Annotated in this window: 17 protein-coding genes and 8 tRNA genes; 12 read left to right on the top strand and 13 right to left on the bottom strand. The window is 71.4% G+C overall.

Annotated features, from left to right (window positions below):
- Window positions 1-36 precede the first annotated feature (36 nt).
- Window positions 37-2,244 carry an elongation factor G-like protein EF-G2 gene (locus ACWD4A_RS21570; RefSeq protein ID WP_451196123.1) on the top strand — a complete coding sequence of 736 codons (2,208 nt, stop codon included), beginning with the start codon at window positions 37-39 and terminating at the stop codon, window positions 2,242-2,244.
- A 166-nt stretch (window positions 2,245-2,410) separates the two neighbouring features.
- The gene (locus tag ACWD4A_RS21565; protein ID WP_451196121.1) at window positions 2,411-4,063 is read left to right on the top strand and encodes a hypothetical protein; all 1,653 of its coding nucleotides are present in this window, start codon (window positions 2,411-2,413) and stop codon (window positions 4,061-4,063) included.
- 21 nt (window positions 4,064-4,084) lie between these two features.
- Here the strand turns inward: ACWD4A_RS21565 and ACWD4A_RS21560 are convergent, their stop codons facing one another.
- The 6 genes from ACWD4A_RS21560 to ACWD4A_RS21535 form a co-directional block, all read right to left on the bottom strand.
- Complete coding sequence (locus ACWD4A_RS21560) at window positions 4,085-5,308, bottom strand: YVTN family beta-propeller repeat protein (RefSeq protein WP_451196118.1); 1,224 nt, start codon at window positions 5,306-5,308, stop codon at window positions 4,085-4,087.
- Window positions 5,305-6,081 (bottom strand): polysaccharide deacetylase family protein, encoded by a 777-nt coding sequence (locus tag ACWD4A_RS21555; protein ID WP_451196117.1) that lies wholly within the window; start codon window positions 6,079-6,081, stop codon window positions 5,305-5,307. The genes ACWD4A_RS21560 and ACWD4A_RS21555 overlap by 4 nt, the downstream gene beginning before the upstream one ends.
- Before the next feature lie 90 nt (window positions 6,082-6,171).
- Complete coding sequence (locus ACWD4A_RS21550) at window positions 6,172-6,732, bottom strand: HIT family protein (RefSeq protein WP_451196116.1); 561 nt, start codon at window positions 6,730-6,732, stop codon at window positions 6,172-6,174.
- A 136-nt stretch (window positions 6,733-6,868) separates the two neighbouring features.
- A complete protein-coding gene (gene thrS / locus ACWD4A_RS21545; protein ID WP_451196113.1) occupies window positions 6,869-8,845 on the bottom strand; it encodes a threonine--tRNA ligase in 1,977 nt (658 codons plus the stop codon).
- 133 nt (window positions 8,846-8,978) lie between these two features.
- Window positions 8,979-10,148 carry a hypothetical protein gene (locus ACWD4A_RS21540; RefSeq protein ID WP_451196111.1) on the bottom strand — a complete coding sequence of 390 codons (1,170 nt, stop codon included), beginning with the start codon at window positions 10,146-10,148 and terminating at the stop codon, window positions 8,979-8,981.
- Window positions 10,148-10,759: a DUF4365 domain-containing protein gene (locus ACWD4A_RS21535; protein WP_451196108.1), complete on the bottom strand. Its 612-nt coding sequence runs from the start codon at window positions 10,757-10,759 to the stop codon at window positions 10,148-10,150. Before ACWD4A_RS21535 ends, ACWD4A_RS21540 begins: the two co-directional genes overlap by 1 nt.
- 169 nt (window positions 10,760-10,928) lie before the next feature.
- Here ACWD4A_RS21535 and ACWD4A_RS21530 point away from each other — a divergent pair, with 169 nt between their 5' ends.
- Window positions 10,929-11,651, top strand: coding sequence for an exonuclease domain-containing protein (locus ACWD4A_RS21530; protein ID WP_451196105.1), 723 nt, complete (start codon window positions 10,929-10,931; stop codon window positions 11,649-11,651).
- Window positions 11,652-11,735: 84 nt separating this feature from the next.
- Here ACWD4A_RS21530 and ACWD4A_RS21525 read toward each other — a convergent pair.
- The 3 genes from ACWD4A_RS21525 to ACWD4A_RS21515 form a co-directional block, all read right to left on the bottom strand.
- A tRNA-Val gene (locus tag ACWD4A_RS21525) sits at window positions 11,736-11,807 on the bottom strand.
- Window positions 11,808-11,869: 62 nt separating this feature from the next.
- Entirely contained in the window at window positions 11,870-12,349 is a 480-nt protein-coding gene (locus ACWD4A_RS21520; RefSeq protein ID WP_451196103.1) for an SRPBCC family protein, read from the bottom strand.
- A gap of 65 nt (window positions 12,350-12,414) precedes the next feature.
- A tRNA-Val gene (locus ACWD4A_RS21515) sits at window positions 12,415-12,486 on the bottom strand.
- 474 nt (window positions 12,487-12,960) lie between these two features.
- Between ACWD4A_RS21515 and ACWD4A_RS21510 the strand changes: the two genes are divergently transcribed.
- A complete protein-coding gene (locus ACWD4A_RS21510; protein WP_003959770.1) occupies window positions 12,961-13,374 on the top strand; it encodes an SsgA family sporulation/cell division regulator in 414 nt (137 codons plus the stop codon).
- Between the two features lie 201 nt (window positions 13,375-13,575).
- Entirely contained in the window at window positions 13,576-14,142 is a 567-nt protein-coding gene (locus ACWD4A_RS21505) for a CGNR zinc finger domain-containing protein (protein WP_451196101.1), read from the top strand.
- Window positions 14,143-14,327: 185 nt separating this feature from the next.
- On the opposite strand, the gene ACWD4A_RS21500 is transcribed toward ACWD4A_RS21505, so the two are convergent.
- A complete protein-coding gene (locus ACWD4A_RS21500) occupies window positions 14,328-14,777 on the bottom strand; it encodes a hypothetical protein (protein ID WP_451196100.1) in 450 nt (149 codons plus the stop codon).
- A gap of 176 nt (window positions 14,778-14,953) precedes the next feature.
- Between ACWD4A_RS21500 and ACWD4A_RS21495 the strand changes: the two genes are divergently transcribed.
- Window positions 14,954-15,469 carry a DsbA family protein gene (locus ACWD4A_RS21495; RefSeq protein ID WP_451196098.1) on the top strand — a complete coding sequence of 172 codons (516 nt, stop codon included), beginning with the start codon at window positions 14,954-14,956 and terminating at the stop codon, window positions 15,467-15,469.
- Between the two features lie 55 nt (window positions 15,470-15,524).
- Here ACWD4A_RS21495 and ACWD4A_RS21490 read toward each other — a convergent pair whose 3' ends face one another.
- Genes ACWD4A_RS21490 through ACWD4A_RS21480 form a run of 3 tightly spaced genes read right to left on the bottom strand, consistent with a single transcriptional unit; the run spans window position 15,525 to window position 18,281 of the window.
- Window positions 15,525-16,361 carry a GNAT family N-acetyltransferase gene (locus ACWD4A_RS21490; protein ID WP_451196096.1) on the bottom strand — a complete coding sequence of 279 codons (837 nt, stop codon included), beginning with the start codon at window positions 16,359-16,361 and terminating at the stop codon, window positions 15,525-15,527.
- 40 nt (window positions 16,362-16,401) lie between these two features.
- Window positions 16,402-17,223, bottom strand: a complete 822-nt coding sequence (locus tag ACWD4A_RS21485; RefSeq protein WP_451196094.1) for an aminotransferase class IV — start codon at window positions 17,221-17,223, stop codon at window positions 16,402-16,404.
- Entirely contained in the window at window positions 17,220-18,281 is a 1,062-nt protein-coding gene (locus ACWD4A_RS21480; RefSeq protein ID WP_451196093.1) for a chorismate-binding protein, read from the bottom strand. Before ACWD4A_RS21480 ends, ACWD4A_RS21485 begins: the two co-directional genes overlap by 4 nt.
- Before the next feature lie 145 nt (window positions 18,282-18,426).
- Here ACWD4A_RS21480 and ACWD4A_RS21475 point away from each other — a divergent pair.
- The 6 genes from ACWD4A_RS21475 to ACWD4A_RS21450 all read left to right on the top strand — a co-directional run bounded on the left by ACWD4A_RS21475 (window position 18,427) and on the right by ACWD4A_RS21450 (window position 18,957).
- Window positions 18,427-18,499, top strand: a tRNA-Gly gene (locus tag ACWD4A_RS21475).
- Between the two features lie 35 nt (window positions 18,500-18,534).
- Window positions 18,535-18,608: transfer RNA gene (locus ACWD4A_RS21470), tRNA-Cys, on the top strand.
- Between the two features lies 1 nt (window position 18,609).
- Window positions 18,610-18,681 (top strand) — tRNA-Val (locus ACWD4A_RS21465).
- Between the two features lie 23 nt (window positions 18,682-18,704).
- A tRNA-Val gene (locus ACWD4A_RS21460) sits at window positions 18,705-18,776 on the top strand.
- A gap of 14 nt (window positions 18,777-18,790) precedes the next feature.
- Window positions 18,791-18,862 (top strand) — tRNA-Val (locus ACWD4A_RS21455).
- A 23-nt stretch (window positions 18,863-18,885) separates the two neighbouring features.
- A tRNA-Val gene (locus tag ACWD4A_RS21450) sits at window positions 18,886-18,957 on the top strand.
- Window positions 18,958-19,034 lie beyond the last annotated feature (77 nt).

Raw genomic sequence — 19,034 nt, 5'->3', positions numbered from 1 at the left:
CGAAGGACCGCAGGTGTCGACCGGGAGGCGGGACACATGGGCGAGAAGACGGGCACATATCCAGGGGCCGCGGGCAGTGCGGAGTCGGCCGACCGGCCGAGCCACGTGCGCAACGTGGTGCTGGTCGGCCACAGCGGCTCGGGAAAGACCACGCTGGTCGAGGCGCTGGCCCTCGCGACCGGCGCGGTCAATCGGGCCGGCCGGGTCGAGGACGGCGGCGCGCTGTCCGACTACGACGAGATCGAGCACCGCCAGCAGCGTTCCGTACAACTGTCCCTGGTCCCCGTCGGCTGGGCCGGGATCAAGATCAACCTCTTGGACGCACCCGGCTACGCCGACTTCGTCGGCGAGCTGAGGGCCGGTCTGCGGGCGGCGGACGCGGCCCTCTTCGTCGTCTCGGCGGCGGAGGGCACCGAGGGCATCACCGGAGCCACCCGCACGGTGTGGGAGGAGTGCGCCGCCGTCGGCATGCCGCGGGCCATCGTGATCACCCATCTGGAGGCCGCCCGCGCCGACTTCGACGAGATGACGGAGTCCTGCCGCAGCGCCTTCGGCGGCGACTCCCCCGACGGTGTGCTCCCGCTCTACCTCCCGCTGCACGGGCCCGAGGGGCCCGACGGCCACCGCGGCGTCGCGGGCCTCATCGGCCTGCTCTCGCAGCGCGTCTTCGACTACTCCTCCGGCGAACGGGCGGAGACCGCGCCCGCCCCCGACCAACTGCCGCTGATCGAGGCGGCCCGCAACCGGCTCATCGAGGGAATCATCGCCGAGAGCGAGGACGAGACCCTCATGGACCGCTACCTGAGCGGCGAGGAGATCGACGTCAAGACCCTCGTCGAGGACCTGGAACGCGCCGTGGCACGCGGCAGCTTCCACCCCGTGCTCGCCGCCGCCCCCGCCCCCGAGGGCGCCCGGCAGGGCCTCGGCACCGTCGAGCTGCTGGAACTCGTCACCGGCGGCTTCCCCACCCCCCTGGAGCGCAGCGTCCCCACCGTCACCACCCCCGACGGCCGCCCCCACGCCCCCCTGACCTGCGACCCGGCGGGCCCCCTCGCCGCAGAGGTGATCAAGACCTCCTCCGACCCCTACGTCGGCCGGATCTCCCTGGTCCGCGTCTTCTCCGGCACCCTGCGCCCCGACGAGACCGTGCACGTCTCCGGCCACAGCCTGGAGGACCGCGGCCACGAGAGCCACGACGTGGACGAGCGCGTCGGCGCCCTCTCCTCGCCCTTCGGCAAGCACCAGCGCCAGCTCGCCCAGGCCATCGCCGGGGACATCGCCTGCGTCGCCAAACTCGGTCACGCCGAGACCGGTGACACCCTCTCCGGACGGAACGACCCGCTCCTGATGGAACCCTGGCGGATGCCGGACCCCCTGCTGCCCGTCGCCATCGAGGCCCACAGCAAGGCCGACGAGGACAAACTGTCGCAGGGCCTCGCCCGGCTGGTCGCCGAGGACCCCACCATGCGCCTGGAGCAGAACCAGCACACCCACCAGGTCGTCCTCTGGTGCCTCGGCGAGGCCCACCGCGACGTCGCCCTGGAACGGCTGCGCACCCGCTACGGCGTACGGGTCGACACGGTGCCCCACAAGGTGTCGCTCCGCGAGACCTTCGGCTCGAAGGCCACCGGCCGCGGCCGGCACGTCAAACAGTCCGGCGGCCACGGCCAGTACGCCATCTGCGAGATCGAGGTCGAGCCGCTGCCCGGCGGCTCCGGCATCGAGTTCGTCGACAAGGTCGTGGGCGGCGCCGTGCCCCGCCAGTTCATCCCCTCCGTGGAGAAGGGCGTACGCGCCCAGGCCGCGCGCGGCGTCGCCGCCGGATACCCCCTGGTCGACGTGCGGGTGACGCTGCTCGACGGCAAGGCCCACTCAGTGGACTCCTCCGACGCCGCCTTCCAGACCGCGGGCGCCCTCGCCCTCCGCGAGGCCGCCGGCGAGACCCGTATCCATCTCCTCGAACCGGTCGCCGAGATGGAGATCCTCGTCGCCGACGAATACGTGGGCCCCGTCATGAGCGACCTCTCGGGACGGCGCGGCCGCGTCGTCGGCACCGAGCAGTCCGGCAGCGGCCGCACCCTCGTCCGGGCCGAGGTGCCCGAGATCGAGATCGGCCGCTACGCGGTGGACCTGCGCTCCCTCTCCCACGGCACCGGGCGGTTCAGCCGCCGCTACGCCCGCCACGAGCCCATGCCGCCCCAGCTCGCCGAGCGCATCAGCGAACTCACCGAGAACGGAGCATAGTTCGCAAGCCGCCCGCCCCAACTCGTCCGGGGCGGGCGGCTTTGCGATCTCCTGCGACAGGCGGCACCCCGCACGGATACGCTGGTATACGCGGACCAACACGTATGACACGGGCGGCCGTCGGAAGCCGCACCGGAATCGGGCATGCGCGGCATTGGGGGCATCAGTGGCAGCAGGGGATCCGTTCGACTTCAGCCCGGGGGCACAGATCCCGCTCTCGGGCTCCTCCGGGCAGACCGCGGCGACCCAGGCACTCGCCTCCGCCGCCTACCGCGACGGCCCCGTGGACGAGCTCCTCAAGGCCAACTCCGACTGGGCCACCTCCGAGGTCAAGCCGCCCCGCATATCGCTGTTCGAGCCGAACCTGGGCGAGGCGTTCTCCCGCGCCGTCCAGCTCCGGGTGCTCGGCGGCGGCCGCAAACCGCTGATCCAGTCCTTCGGCCTCGACCCCCAGCCCGTCGTCGAGCACTGCCTGGCCGCCAGCCGCATCCGCAAGCAGCGCGACATCCGACTCACCGTCATCATGCTGGTGGCAGGCGTGCTGTTCCTGCCCGGCGTCCTCCTGTGGCTCGGCGCCTTCCAGCTCCGCCGCACCCTCGCGGGCGCGCAGAACAAACGGGCCGGGGCCCTCGGCATGGTCCTGCTCTCGGCCCTCGCCATCGGCGCCGTCATCCTCATGATCAAGCTGCCGTTCCACGGCTTCTGGGGCATCTACCTCCGCGCCATGCTCATCGCCCCGCTCATCGGCGGTTTCCTCGCCCACCGCGTCTGCGAGAACACCGCGAAGGACCTCCGCGACCGCTGGTCCGGACTCCTCGCCGGCGGCGGCATCGGCGCGAAGATCCCCGAAGCCGTCCCCAAGAACCCCGGCGAGACCGCCGCCGAGCGCCTGCGCCAGTCCCTGGAACGGCTCGCGGCCGAACAGCACAGCAACGTCGTCTTCTACGCCGGCCCCAAGGGCATACTCGGCATGGGCACCCGCTGGGGCAGCTGGCAGCTCGCCGAGGAGCTCGTCCCCGCCGACCCCGAGAAGGAGATCAACCCCTTCCGCAGCTGGGACGTCATCCGCGCCATCCACGACCAGCTCCGCCTGCTGGAGCGCAGCCCCCTGCACACCGGCGGCTTCCCCACCCCCGCCGTCGAGCACTGGGTCGTCTCCCCCGTCGGCGAGGGCGCCGGATCCGTCTCCCGCCCCGAGGGCACCGACGGCTTCCAGATACGGGGCGCGGAGCTCCAGAAGATCTGCAACGAGCAGCAGTTCGGCGCCGGCAGCAGGCACTACCTCGGCGTGCAGTTCGTCCTCTGGGACGGCCAGCTGGTGATCACCCTTCTGATCACCGTCACCGTCCTCCACAAGACCCTGCGCATCGAGGTCACCGGCCACGCCCTCGGCCCCGTCCACGGCCTCTTCATGGGCACCCCCTCACCCCGCACCAAGACCGTCACCAAGACCGTCAAGTTCTGGGAGACCCGCACCCGGAACCTGCCGATCGTGCCCGCCAAGGAGGTCGTCCGGCTCGCCGCCCGCGCCCCCCTCACCTGGTACCCGCCCCTGCTGGAGTTCTGGGGCGGCAAGCTCGTCCTGCCCGAGCCGTTCGGTCTGCGCCACGCCTGGGCCGACAAGCCGTGGCGCCACCGCTTCATGGCCGACGACGCGCTCCGCGCCACCACCCCGGTCCTCCGCGTGGTGCACCAGGCGGCGCTGCGCGTCCTCGCGGAGAACGGCGTCGACACCGAGCGCTTCGCCGGCCGCGCGATGAACCTGAGCGGCGCCGTCCAGGACCCCCAGCCGCGCGCGGCGGACGTCTACAACGCCTGACCGGCCGTCACCCGCTGGGCCTCACCGGAAGATCCCGGTGTGGCCCAGCGAATACCGGCCCGGCTGCGGGTACACCGCCAGCCCGTGCGGCCCGGAGCCCACCGGGATCTTCGCGATCAGATGCCCGTCGGCGGTGTCGATCGCGTACACCTCGGAGTCGTAACGCCCGGACAGCCACAGCACCTTGCCGTCCGCCGACACCCCGCCCATGTCCGGGCTGCCACCGCCCGGCAGTTCCCACTTCTCCACCAGCTTGCGGCTCGGCAGGTCCAGCACCGAGATCGATCCCTCGCCCCGGTTGGAGATGTACATCGACCTGGAGTCCCGGCTGACGTACAGCCCGTGCGCGCCCTTGCCCGTCGGCATCAGCGTGGGCTCGGTGAACTTGTCGCCGTCCAGCACCCAGATGCCGTCGGCCATCATGTCGGCGACGTACCAGGTCTTCCCGTCGGAGGAGATCTTCACGTCCTGCGGCATCGCCCCGTCGAACGGCAGCTTCTGCTGGCCGATGACCTTCATCTTCGCCGTGTCGACCTTGAGCAGTTCGCCCGAGAACTCGCACGAGACGATGAAGTACTTCCCGTCCGGCGAGAAGTCCGCGTGGTTGACCCCCTTGCACTTCACCGGCTCGGTCTTCTTCCGCTTCATGGTGTGCGCGTCCCGGAAGACCAGCTCCCGGTCCATCGACGCCATCACCACCGCGTACTTGCCGTCGGGGGTGAAGTAGAGGTTGTACGGGTCGTGCACGTCGACCGGCTTGCCCGCCTTGCCGGTGGCCGGGTCGATGGGCGTCAGGGTGTGCCCCCGGTCGTTGTTGACCCACAGCGTCTTCAGGTCCCACGACGGCACCACGTGCTGCGGCTGGGAGCCCACCGGGATCGTCTCGATCACCTTGTACGTCTTCGGGTCGATGACGCTCACCGTGTCCGACTCCGTATTGGGCACATAGACCCGCGACGGGAAGTTCTTCACCACGGGCGACAGCAGATTCGGCCGGTCCGCGGCGTACAGGTCGTGCGGATCCAGCAGGGGCGGCATCCCCGGCAGCCCGTGCTGGGCCGCTTCCGCCTTGCGCTGCGTGCCCTCCCCGGGATGGGCGTCGGCCGCCTCGTCGCTCGAGCCCCCGCCGCAGCCCGAGACCAGCAGGGCGGCGGCCGCGGCGAACAGCAGGGCCACGCGGGCACCGCGCGGACGGGACCGGCGGAGAGGACGACGGCCGTGTCGGTCGTACCAGGACTGGATCATCGGGTCAGCAGCTCCGTAGTCGTCACCGCGCGCAGACCGCGGCGGTGCAGGCCGTCGAGGATCGCGGGCAGCGCGGCGACCGTGCCGGCGTGCCCGAAGTGCAGGCTCACGATCGAACCGGGCCGCACCGCGCCCAGCACCGTGCGCTGGACCTCCTCCGCGCCCGGGTCGGTGTAGTCGAGGGAGTCCACGTCGTACGAGAGGACGTGCGGATACCCGGCCCTGCGGGCCAGCGCGGCCACCCGGTCGGTGGCGAACTGCGCGCGCGACGGCCGGAACCAGCGCCCGATGCCCCCGGTCAGCCGCCGCAGCCGGTCCGCGCACTGCGTGATCTCCGCGTACGCGGCGTCCTCCGGCATCGCGGCGATGTCGAGGTGGCGCATGGTGTGATTGCCCAGCTCGTGCCCGCCGTCGAGGACGCGCCGGGCGAGCTGCGGCTGCTCGTCGAGCCACTGCCCGACCGCGAGCACGGTCACCTTCGCCCCGGCCCGCTCGGCCTCCGCCAGCAGCCCGGTCGCGGACCGCTGGTCGCCCTGGCCGTGGAAGGTGAGTGCCACGGCGCTGCCGGTACGGGGGCCGTGGTCGATCTGGGCGGGGAGTCCCGCCGGGAGCGGCGGCACGGACGGGGCCGGCGGCGCCGTCGCCCGTACGGTCGGATCGGTGACCCGGGCGGCCGGGCGCCCGTCGTGCCGCCCGCAGCCCGCGGCGGCGGCCCCCGCGAGGGCGCCGCCCGCGGCCGCGCGCAGCACAGTGCGGCGGTGAAGGAAAGTCACCGCACTATCATCACTGCTTTTTATTGAGGCTTTGGGAGATTTGCCCGTTTTTCCACGGCGCGTGCCCCCATTGGCTGGATATAAGGACTATTACGCTGCGGGCCAGACATCCGCGAGCATCTTGCGGGTGTCCGCGAGCAGTTGAGGCAGGACTCGCGTGTGGCCGATGATCGGCATGAAGTTGGTGTCGCCACCCCAGCGCGGGACGATGTGCTGGTGCAGGTGGGCGGCGATGCCGGCGCCCGCGGCATCGCCTTGGTTCATGCCCAAGTTGAAGCCGTGCGCACCGGAGGCGGCGCGCAGCGCGGTCATCGCGCGCTTGGTGAATTCGGCCAGCTCAAGGGTCTCGGCGGCGTTGAGCTCGGTGTAGTCGGCGACGTGCCGGAAGGGGACGACCAGGAGGTGGCCGCCATTGTAGGGGTAGAGGTTCAGCACGGCGTAGACGTGCTGCCCCCGGGCGACGACGAGGCCGTCCTCGTCGCTCTTGGCCGGGATGGTGCAGAACGGGCAGCCGTCACCGGCCCCCGGGCCGCTCGGCTTGCTCTCTCCTTGGATGTACGCCATCCGGTGGGGCGTCCACAGGCGCTGAAAGGCGTCCGGGGACCCTACTCCGATCTGCTGCTCCGGCTCAGTCGTCATGCGAGCCAGCATATTCCCCGACGGGAGAACGAAGAGGGGCGGCCCTGGTGGGCTGCCCCTCTCAGCCCCGCATGCGCGGGGACCACACAATCAACTGACCGCCGTTCTACGGCTACAACGGTCCACCCCCGCTCACGCGGGGACCAAATCACACCTGTACGCGGCGCTCCACCACGTCAACGAGCTCCTGCAGAGCGAGGTCACGGGGAACCCCGTTCTTCTGCGAACCATCGCGGTAGCGGAAGGAGACCGTGCCCGCCTGCATGTCCTCGTCACCGACGATGATCATGAACGGGACCTTGAGCTTCTGATGGGTGCGGATCTTCTTCTGCATACGGTCCGAGGAGGCATCCACCTCGACCCGCAGGCCCTTGCGCTTCGCCTCGGCGGCGAACTCCTGCAGGTACTCGACGTGCGCGTCACCGATCGGGATGCCGACCGCCTGGACCGGGGCCAGCCACGCCGGGAACGCACCCGCGTAGTGCTCCAGCAGGACGGCGAAGAACCTTTCGATGCTGCCGAACAGCGCACGGTGGATCATGACCGGCTGCTGACGGGAGCCGTCTGCGGCGGTGTACTCAAGATCGAACCTTTGCGGAAGGTTGAAATCGAGCTGAATGGTGCTCATCTGCCACGTACGGCCAATGGCATCCTTGGCCTGCACCGAGATCTTCGGGCCGTAGAAGGCCGCGCCGCCCGGGTCGGCGACCAGCTCGAGGCCCTGCTTCTCGGCCACCTTGCGCAGGGTCTCGGTGGCCTCCTCCCAGGTCTCGTCACTGCCGACGAACTTCTCCGGGTCCTTGGTGGACAGCTCCAGGTAGAAGTCGTTCAGTCCGTAGTCGCGCAGCAGGTCGAGGACGAAGGTGAGCGTCGTGTCGAGCTCCTCCGCCATCTGCTCGCGGGTGCAGTAAATGTGCGCGTCGTCCTGCGTGAAGCCACGGGCACGGGTCAGGCCGTGCACGACGCCGGACTTCTCGTAGCGGTAGACCGTGCCGAACTCGAACAGCCTCAGCGGCAGCTCACGGTACGAGCGACCGCGCGCGTCGAAGATGAGGTTGTGCATCGGGCAGTTCATGGGCTTGAGGTAGTAGTCCGTGCCCGCGTCGAGCTGCATGGGGGGGTACATGCCGTCGGCGTACCAGTCCAGGTGGCCCGACTTCTCAAAGAGGGCGCCCTTGGTGGCGTGCGGGGTGTAGACGAACTCGTACCCTTCCTCCTCGTGCCGGCGGCGCGAGTAGTCCTCCATGACCCGGCGGATGATGCCGCCGCGCGGGTGGAAGACCGCGAGACCCGAGCCGATCTCGTCCGGGATGGAGAAGAGGTCCAGCTCGCTGCCGAGCTTGCGGTGGTCGCGCTTCTCCGCCTCCGCGAGGAACTCCAGGTGCGCCTTCAGCTCATCCTTCGACGGCCAGGCGGTGCCGTAGATGCGCTGGAGCTGCTTGTTCTTCTCGCTGCCGCGCCAGTAGGCCGACGCGTTCCTCATCAGCTTGAACGCCGGGATGAACCGGGTCGTCGGCAGGTGCGGGCCGCGGCAGAGGTCCTTCCAGCACAGCTCGCCGGTCTTCGCGTCCAGGTTGTCGTAGATGGTGAGCTCGCCCGCGCCCACCTCGACGTCCGCGCCGTCGTCGTGCGAGGCGGAGCCCTTGAGGCCGATCAGCTCCAGCTTGTAGGGCTCGTTCGCGAGCTCCTCGCGGGCGGCCTCGTCGGTGACCACGCGGCGGGAGAACTTCTGGCCCCGCTTCTGGATCTCCTGCATCTTCTTCTCGATGGCCTTGAGGTCATCGGGGTGGAAGGGCTTCTCGACGTCGAAGTCGTAGTAGAAGCCGTCCTTGACCGGCGGGCCGATGCCCAGCTTGGCCTCGGGGAAGAGCTCCTGCACGGCCTGGGCCATGACGTGCGCGGTGGAGTGGCGCAGGATGTCGAGGCCGTCCTTGGAAGAGATCTCGACGGGCTCGATCTCCTCGCCGTCGGCGACGACGTACGCGAGGTCCTTCAGCTCGCCTGCGACACGCGCGGCGACGATGGTGCGCTCCCCGGCGAACAGGTCGGCGGCAGTAGTGCCCGTCGTCACCACGCGCTCTTCCCGCTCGGAATCGCGATGGATGATCACACGGACGTCTGACACCGGTCTCTCCTGACTCAAGGGGGCGCGACAGTGGGCACTGCGCGCCTGAATCGTACCGAGCCCGGCCCCTTGGGCGCGAAACGGTTTGCACAGGCGTACGGGAGCCCTCCTGGAATCCCTTGCGGCAGGCCGGTCACGCGTCGTCGAAGAAGTCCGGATTCTCCTGCAGGGACTTGAGCAGCCGGTCCCGTTCGGCGTCGTCCACCGTGACGGGGGCGATGCCCGTGGCGTCGGCCAGCCTGCGGAACCCGCCCCTGCTCTCCAGCCGTCCGCTCACCCTGAGGGGCAGCCCCAGGAGGTGGGCACGGCCCGCGAGCCGGTAGTCGTCCTCGCCGAGCACGACCCGCACCTGGGCGACCTCCGCCCCCGTGAGGACCCGGAGCCGCACCACGCCCGCCCCTGCCGGATGGTCGCGGCGCATCCGCACCACGGCGCCCGTGATCCGTACGGGCACGGAGGGCTCGTTCCGGACGTACCGGGCACCGGCTTCCCGGAGGGCGGGCAGGTCGCCCGGGGTGAACTCCACCGGTTCCGGGCGGGCGGCGAAGCCCTCGGGCGGGCCCGCCGCCGGTGACCAGTGGACGTCGATGCGGATGCCCTCGGAGCCGCGCACAAGGGCGCCGATCGCCTCGGTGAGCTCCTGGCACACGCCCGCCTCGACAGCCGATTCGAACGCTTCCCGGCCTCCGGTGGCGCGCTGGTAGTCGGTGGCGTCCCGGGTCGCGTAGAGGGCCCTGAGCAGGGTGGTGGTGACCGTGCGGCCGTCGTGGTCGCGTTCGTCGGGGCCGACGGGCAGGAAGACGGTCAGCTCCCGGCCGCCGGGGGCGGGCCCGACCAGCAGCCGGTCCAGGGCGGCCTCGGCGCGGCGGCGGTGGCGGGCGCCGTGGTAGCCGACCGGTGCGTGGGCCGTGAGCGCGGCGGCCAGCAGCATCCCGCGCGCCCCGGCCCGTAACCGCTCCTGCGCCACCCAGGCGGCGGCCGGGACACCGGTGTCGGGCACCTCGCGCCGCCAGTGGATCTCGTCGCCCGGGACGCGCAGGGAGAGCAGGACGTCGCGCGCGGAGGGGGCGGGGCTGCGCTCCAGTGCCGTGAGTGCCTCGGCGAGGAGGTCGGCGCTGTCGGGATAGCCGCGGCTCTCGGGGAGCAGGATGCTGGTGCCGGTGCCGTCGGGCGGCGTCCAGCGGCTGTACGCGCCGGGGGCGCCGCCGCGCCGCCGCCAGCCGTGGCGGGCGAGCAGGGCGCCGAGGATCGCGGGGTCGGCGGGCACGGGCGGCCGTATCGGGTGTCGGCTCGGGCGGTGCATCAGGGTCTCCCTCCCGCCCCGACCCGCGTCATGATCTCGCAGAGCGCCCGGTCGTCGAAGATGCGCGTGGTCGGGATGCGCACGGTGGTCCGGTTCCTGCCGGTCACCGGGTGTCCGGCGAGGTTGGTCCAGTAGCAGCAGTGGCGTAGTGCGAGGCTGTCGTGTCCGGCGTGGAGCCAGTCGTCACGGGCGCGGGGGACGATCATCACGACGAGGATCTTGTGCACCGAGACGGGGGTGCGGGCGAGCTTGGCCAGGTGGTCGTTGTCGAGGGTGAAGGCGAAGGTCGGGGGCCCGGGTGGTCTGGTGGCCCGGGGGTCGGTGCGGGCGGCGGCCCGGGGGCCCAGCTGGTAGGTGCACTTGAGCTGGACCTTGATGGTGACCTCGTCGTCGACGGTGTGGCCGGGGGCGCTGTGGCTGACGTGCCAGTCGATGCCGTAGTCGGGGAAGGGCTGCGCGAGGGAGCAGCCGGCCGCGGCGGCGACCGCGTGCAGATAGCCGACCTGGAGCGTCTCCATGCATGCGGTGGTGGCCAGCGCGCCGCGCGTAGGGGCGATCGGTCCCGGCCGCGTGGGGGTCGGCCCGCCCCGTTCGGGCCGTGGGAACGACATGTCCGAATCCCTCCGGGCGTGGTCGGACCGTTCGGTCCGTACATGTGTGTTGTCTCCTTTGCAACTCCACTGCAAACAAGGGCGGTTCGTATGACGGAATCCCCGGGTATCACCTCGCGGGGAGGGTGAAATCTCGCCATTCGGCAGACAAGCGCGAGGAGTTGGGGAGATGTGCTGGTTCGAGGGGCCACTCGCCGCTTTTGACACCGAGACCACGGGGGTCGATGTCGAGCAGGACCGGGTCGTGTCCGCGGCGGTCGTGGTGCAGTCGTCCGAGGGGGCGCCGCCTCTGGTCACCCGATGGCTGGTGGATCCTGGAATTCCGGTTCCACCGGGGGCGACGGCCGTCCACGGCCTGACGGACGATCACCTCCAGCGCAACGGGCGCTGGCCCGCGCCGGTGATGGAGGAGGTGGCACGGGCGCTGGCGGAGCAGGCGGCGCACGGCATACCCCTGGTGGTGATGAACGCGCCGTTCGACCTGACCTTGCTGGACCGCGAGTTGCGGCGGCATCGCGCCTCGTCGCTGGCGGGGTATCTGGGGTCGGTCCCGCTGTGTGTGCTGGACCCCTGGGTGCTGGACAAGCACCTGGACCGCTACCGCAAGGGCCGCCGCACCCTGACCGATCTGTGCGGCCAGTACGGCGTCGAGCTGACGGGCGCGCACGACGCGGCGGCGGACGCGCTGGCCGCGCTGGAGGTCGTACGGGCGCTGGGCCGGCGCTTCGCGTCACGCCTGGAGCGACTGACGCCGGTGGAGCTGCACGCGCGGCAGACGGTGTGGCACGCGGCACAGGCCCGCGGGCTCCAGGCGTGGTTCGCCCGGAACGGGTCGGAGGAGGCGTGCGACCCGGCATGGCCGATGCGCCCGGCGCTGACCACCGCGGCCTGATGAGAGCCCCGGTCCGCTCCCCCGGGAACAGAGGCCGTCAACGCACAAGGCCGGTACGTCGATTGACGTACCGGCCTTCTCGGGTGGGCGATACTGGGATCGAACCAGTGACCCCTTCGGTGTGAACGAAGTGCTCTCCCGCTGAGCTAATCGCCCGAGTGTCTGTCGGGGTTTCCCCCGGCGACGCACTGAACAATACAGGTCGCGGCGGCCCTTCATCAAATTCCCTCGGTCCCGGCCGCCAGCCTGGCCCGGAGCCCGCGCCGTCCGCCGCGCATCGCCCAGGTGTGGTTGGCGACGAAGAGGGGGCGGGCGGGGATCGCGAGGCGGCGCATCAGGGGTTTGCGGACCTCGACCTCCTGCTCGAAGCGGGCCTGGCTGCCGGTCGGCCCGTGCGGCAGGACGGTCCAGCGCGCCCAGCCCTCGAGGTCGCCGGTCATGTCGACCTCCAGGGTCCGGGCCACGGGGTCGCGGCGGCCCCGGACGGCGATGCGGAGCTCGTACGGCAGGAGGGAGCGGAGTCGCAGGCTGCCGGTGTCGTCCCCGGTCGGGGTCATCCCGCGCACCAGGGGCCACCAGGAGGGGTAGTCGTCGAGGCGCTCCAGCCGTCCGTAGAGGGTGTCCGGCGGGGCCGCGAAGGTCCACGTCGTACGGAAGCGGTACCGGTTCGGGGCGGCCAGGGCCGACGGGAGGGGCATGGGTCCAGAGCACACCAAAAAGCCGAAGGTCCGCAAGGACGAACCTTGCGGACCTTCGGCGTGGGTGGGCGATACTGGGATCGAACCAGTGACCTCTTCGGTGTGAACGAAGCGCTCTCCCGCTGAGCTAATCGCCCGGGATTCCGTCGGGGTCGCCCCCGGCGCACCGCAAACATTACCGCATGTCAGACGGTGTTCGGTACCGGTCGGCCCGGCACCCGGCGGCGGGCACGCCACGGCATGACCGTGCCGCACTTCGCCGCCGCGACCCCGGCGGGCGGACGCGGGCGGGCACCGCGGCGATCACCGGCCGACCGGGGCGGACGGCTCCGCCGGGGCCGCTCCCCGATCGCGGCCGTTCCGGTTCCGCCGTCGGCCTCCGTCGCACCGGGCCGCCGCTCGTCACTCTCCGCATTCATACGCTCCAACACACCCGGTCGAACCGCAACTCACCGGAATGGCCGTATTCACAAGCGAACGGCTCCGCCGTACGAGGTATCCGAACAGTCTTAAAACGGTCAGAGGGGTTTACAACGGCACCGTAGGTGGCATGTCGATTTCGCCGACGTGCGAATCCCCGAGCGCACACTGAGCGAAAGGCCCTGGCGCTTATGAACACCACGGTCAGCTGCGAGCTGCACCTGCGCCTCGTCGTGTCGAGCGAATCCTCACTGCCTGTACCCGCAGGCCTGCGGTACGACACGGCCGATCCGTATGCCGTGCACGCCACCTTCCACACCGGAGCCGAAGAGACGGTCGAGTGGGTCTTCGCCAGAGATCTCCTCGCCGAGGGTCTGCACCGGCCCACCGGCACCGGCGACGTCCGTGTCTGGCCGTCCCGCAGCCACGGTCAGGGCGTCGTGTGCATCGCACTGAGCTCCCCTGAGGGCGAGGCCCTGCTGGAGGCCCCCGCGAGGGCTCTGGAGTCGTTCCTGAAGCGGACCGACGCGGCGGTGCCACCGGGTACCGAACACCGTCACTTCGACCTGGATACGGAGCTCTCGCACATCCTGGCGGAGAGCTGACCACAGGCCGGGGCTGACTCCGGGCGCGCCCGCCCACTCGGGGGGTCGGGTGCGCGTCGTCTCGCATAGGGCAGGCCGTACGGCGCCGTCACCGCGGATCCACCGCGGGCGACGGCGCCGTCGCGTTGCGGAGCCGATAGAGTCGGGTCCCGATCGAACAAATGCCGCCCCAACCCCCGCCGGCCAGGGAGCGAACGAACCGTGCTGATCAACCACGACACCCGGTACGCGCTCGACGCCGTGGTGGGCCTCGTGAACACCGCGAACCCGGGTCCCGAGGGCGGTCCGCCCGACACGCTCACCGATCTCGCCGCGCTGCGGGAGTTCGTCGAGCGCCACGACGTCAGCGGTGTCGGCACCCTCCGGGAGCAGGACCTCGTGGCCGTACGGGCAGTGCGGGACCGGTTCGCACGGGCGTTCTCCGCCGAGGACACGGCCGCGCTCGCGGAGCTGCTGAACGCCATGGTGGCGGAGGCCGGGACCACGCCGCGGCTGACCGATCACGACGGTTACGACTGGCACGTGCACTACTTCGCGCCGGGCGCGTCCGTCGCCGAGCACCTGGCCGCGGACGGTGGCATGGCGCTGGCCTTCCTCGTCGTCGCGGGTGAGCGGGAGCGGCTGCGGCGGTGTGCGGCACCGGACTGCGGGCGGGCCTTCGTGGACCTCTCCCGCAACCGGTCGCGCCGCTACTGCGACGGGCGCACCTGCGGGAACCGGCTCCATGTCGCCGCGTACCGGGCGCGGCGCAAAGAGGCCACCGGCTGAGGCGCCGGGCGCCCTCGGCACGGTCCGACGAAACGTCAGGGAAAAGGCCGTCGGGAACAGCTCGGCGGAATACCGGGAAATGGCGTGGACAATCGCCTCGGCGGCCTCGGATAACGGTGGCCGGGGCTCCCTTTTCTGACGGGTCGACAGTCGGGCGGCGGCCGCGGCGGGTCCGCCGGATTCCGCTAGATTCCGTGCTTTTTCAGAATGGCTTCGATATCCGAGAAGTCGTCGGCGCCGCCGGAATTCTTACCCTTGGCCTGAGCTCGGGGTGTGGCGCGGCCCGGATTCAGTGACGGAGCGGAGGCGCCGGGGGTCAGCGCCTCGCGGCCCGCGGCGGCCTCGGCGGCCTTCCGCTCCTTGCGGCTGGGCTTGCCGCTGCGCCGCTCCACCGCTCTGGTCAGCATGAAGAGCGCCGCGGAGAGCGCGAGCACGCCGAAGCCCAGCCAGACGCCCGGGTCGAAGACCAGGCCGGTGAGCCAGCGGAGTATCCCGGTCATGGCCAGGCCGACCGGGACCAGGGCGTAGGCGGCGATCCGGGTCGCGGCGAGGAAGCGCTTCCGGTAGGCCGTCATGGCCGCTGTGCCGAGGCCGGCCGCGGACACCGCCGTGGCAATGATCGTCGAGGCCAGCATCCTGCTCCTCCTGCTTCTGGCGCTGTGCGGGGGCTCCCCGGCCGGGGTGCCTCCTTCCATCCTGCACCGGTCCGCACCGCAGTGGCCACGGTCCGCGGGGAGGCTCCGGGAGATCTCGGGGTCATCTCGGGGGGCGCGCTCCTCCCCAGGGCTGACCCGGCTGGAAGACTGGCCTCATGAGCGACACCACTACCGGCACCACCGCGCGTGCCACCCTCGACGTCTGGTGCGAGTTGCAGTGCCCGGACTGCCGTACCGCCCTCACCGACCTCCACGCCCTGCGCGACCGCTACGGCGACCGGCTGGACATCCGGCTGCGGCACTTCCCGCTGGAGCGGCACAAGCACGCGTACGCCGCGGCGCAGGCCGCGGAGGAGGCCGCCGAGCAGGGGCAGGCGTGGCCGTACGTCGAGGCGGTGCTGGACCGCGTCGACGAGCTGGCCGCGCGGGGCGAGGAGCTGCTCCTGGAGGTGGCCGGTTCGCTGGGGCTGGACGCGGACGAGATGGACACCGCGCTGATCGACGGGCGGCACCTGCTGATGGTCGACGCGGATCAGGCGGAAGGGAAGGCGATCGGCGTCAAGGGCACTCCGACGTATGTGATCGGCGGGGAACTGCTGGACGGCTCGAAGAGCCAGGAGGGGCTGCGCGAGCGCCTCACGGAGATCGTGGACGGGATTCTGGGCGCCTGATCCCCCGCTCCCCGGCGCCTGTGGTCACGCCCCTTGCGGGGCGCGGCCCGCGTTGTCAGAGCAGGGGCTTGTACAGGTGGTATTCCGTCGGGCGGTAGCCCAGGGACTCGTACAGGCGCAGGGCGGGCGTGTTGCCCGCGAAGACGTTGAGGCCGATGTCCGTGGCGCCGGTGGCCAGCGCCTCCGCCTCGGCGAGCAGCATCAGGGAGCGTCCGTGGCCGTGGCCGCGGTGTTCCTCGGCGACCTCGACGTCGTAGACGTAGGCGCCGGGCTCGTCGGGGCCGTGGTCGCGCAGGGCCACCCAGAGGGTGCCGACGGGGGCGCCGTGGTGGGTGAGGACCCTCAGCAGCGCGTGGGTGGTGGCCAGGCCGTCGGGGAGCGCGCTGCGGTGGTCGGCCGCGGCCTTGGCCCGCGCCTCGTCCGCGGGCACGCCCCGGTCGGTCCAGCTCCGGGCGTACTCGGCCCGCGCGTGCTCGTCCCAGGCGGTGTACTCGTCCTCGGTCATGGGCCGCCCCTCGGTGCCCTCGGGCAGCCGGGGGGCGGTGGTGAGCGGTTTGGCCATGTTGCGGTTGCGCTCGACGTAGCCGAGCGCGCCCGCGAGTCCCAGGGCGACCTCCGCCTCCGCGTCCACGGAGACCTCGACGCGGCCGCACCCCCAGCCGCGCAGCACTTCCTCGGCGGCGAGCGCGGCGACGGTGCCGCGGCCCCGGTGGCGGTCCCGCTCGTCGATCCCCAGCCGGACGATCCGGCCGACTTTGGGGCCGAACCGGTCGTCGGTGGCCAGGTCGATGCGGCCCACGGGTCTGCTGTTGACGCAGACCTCGTACGAGCGGGACCGGCCGCCGGCGGCGGTGCGCTGTTCGGGTGCGGTGGGGCGCAGGGTGGTGGTCACGCTGGTTTTCTACCTGCCTCGCGCCCGTACGTCACGTGCTTTACGGATCGATGTCCGCCGCCGACCGCTCCTCGAAGATCCGCGCGGCCTTGGCGGTCACGGGGCCCGGGGCGGTGGGGAGTTCACGGCCGTCGACGGCGCGGACGGCCTGGACGTCGCGGAGGGTGGAGGTCAGGAAGACCTCTTCGGCGCGGTCCAGGACGTCGGCGGGCAGGACGGTCTCGCGGGCGCCGGTCCACTCGACGACGAGGGCGCGGGTGATGCCCGCGAGGCAGCCGGAGGCGAGGGGCGGGGTGTGGAGCTCTCCGTCGAGGACGACGAAGACGTTGGAGCCGGTGCCCTCGCAGAGCTCGCCGGAGGTGTTGGCGAAGAGGGCCTCGGTGGCGCCCCGCTCCCGGGCCCTGGCGAGGGCGACGACGTTCTCGGCGTACGAGGTGGACTTGATCCCGGCGAGGGCGCCGCGTTCGTTGCGGGTCCAGGGGACGGTGACGGCGGTGGTGGTGTCCGGCCGCCGGGAGGTCTCGCCGAGGGCGACGAAGAGCGTGGGTGCGGCGGGCTCGCGGTCCGAGCCGAGGGGGGCGAGGCCGCCGGTGTAGGTGATGCGGAGCCTGCCGAGCGGCATGGGGTTGGCGTCGAGGACGGCCGCGCAGGCCCGGCGCACCTCGTCGAGGTCGGGGTCGGGGAGTCCGAGGCCCCGGGCGGAGGCGGTCAGCCTGGCGAGGTGGCGGGTCAGGGCGAAGGGGCGGCCGTGGGCGGCCTTGAGCGTCTCGAAGACTCCGTCGCCGACCGTCAGTCCGTGGTCGAAGACCGAGACCCGGGCGCTGTTCTCGTCGTGCAGGGAACCGTTGAGCCAGATCGTCACCGTTTCGTCCCTCCGAGCGGCTGATGGGTGCCCGACGCTATCGCGAGCAGCCGGGAAGCCTTCAGCTCCGTCTCGGCCCACTCCCGTTCGGGGTCGGAGCCCCAGGTGATCCCGGCGCCGGTGCCGAAGCGCAGGGTGGGGCGGGAGGTGCGGTCGATCCAGAAAGTGCGGATGCCGACGGCGAGTTCCCCGGTGCCGCGGTCGGCGTCGACCCAGCCGACGCCGCCGCAGTACGGGCCGCGGGGCACGGTCTCCAGGGAGCGGATGATGTCGAGGGCGCTGGCCTTGGGGGCGCCGGTGACCGAGCCGGGCGGGAAGGTGCCCGCGAAGAGCTCCGCCCATCCGGCGCCGTCGGCGAGTGTGCCGCGGACGGTCGAGACGAGGTGGACGAGGCCCGGGTGGGGTTCGACCGCGCAGAGCGCGGGGACGGTCACCGAGCCGGTGGCGCAGACGCGTCCGAGGTCGTTGCGGACGAGGTCCACGATCATGACGTTCTCGGCGTGGTCCTTCTCCAGCAGGTCCTCGGCGGTGCGGCCGGTGCCCTTGATCGGGCCGGACTCGACGGTGCGGCCGGAGCGGCGCAGGTAGAGCTCCGGGGAGGCGGTGGCGACCTCGACGCCGTGGGCGGGCAGGCGGACCGTGCCCGCGTAGGGGGCGGGGTTGCCCCGGGCGAGGAGCGCGGTCAGGGCGTCGACGTCGGCGCGGGTGCCGTCCGCGGGGTCCGTCAGGGGCGCGCTGAGCACGCGGCAGAGGTTGGCCTGGTAGACCTCGCCGGCCGCGATGTGCTCGCGGATGCGGCGCACGCCCGCGGTGTAGGCGGCGCGGTCGAGGGAGGACGTCCAGTCCTCGGGGGCGGGGCCGCGCCACCGGCCGGGGACCGCGGCGGGCGCGGGAGCGGGCCGTACGTCCCCGAAGCGGGCGCACAGGAGCTCTCCCTCGAAGTCCGCGACCACCGCCCACCAGCCCGTGGAGTCCAGGGCTGCCGGGTCGCGGGTGACGTCACGGAGATCGGTGGCGAGGAGGCCGCCGAAGCGGGCCATCGGGGGGAGGCGGTGCACGTCATCGAGTCTATGGCGGGGCCGCGCCGGGTGGCCTGGACGAACAATCAGCGCAGCACGCTGCGGAAACGGAATTTGAGCTGGCGCTGGAATCCGCTAGAGTTCAACACGTCGCCGGGACGCGGAAGCGAAACGGACAGACACTGCGGACGTAGCTCAGTTGGTAGAGCACCACCTTGCCAAGGTGGATGTCGCGAGTTCGAGTCTCGTCGTCCGCTCGAGTTGGGGGATCTTCCCGAACCCCCGCACTCCTGGTGGAGTGGCCGAGAGGCGAGGCAACGGCCTGCAAAGCCGTCTACACGGGTTCAAATCCCGTCTCCACCTCCAAGGACGATTAGCTCAGCGGGAGAGCGCTTCCCTGACACGGAAGAGGTCACTGGTTCAATCCCAGTATCGTCCACCGAGATCCTCGCGGATCTCCCCGCGCGATTAGCTCAGCGGGAGAGCGCTTCCCTGACACGGAAGAGGTCACTGGTTCAATCCCAGTATCGCGCACGCAGCACCACCCCGGACGATTAGCTCAGCGGGAGAGCGCTTCCCTGACACGGAAGAGGTCACTGGTTCAATCCCAGTATCGTCCACCGAGGTCCACGTGGATCTCCCCGCGCGATTAGCTCAGCGGGAGAGCGCTTCCCTGACACGGAAGAGGTCACTGGTTCAATCCCAGTATCGCGCACACAGATCGGCCGAGGGCCGGGGTCCGAGACCCCGGCCCGCTGACCATGACCACCGCGTACAGCTCGGGGGTCGGGC

It is taken from the genome of Streptomyces sp. NPDC002537, from assembly GCF_053594975.1.
Note: the sequence above shows the minus strand (reverse complement) of the source record. Positions and strands in the feature narration are given on the sequence as shown.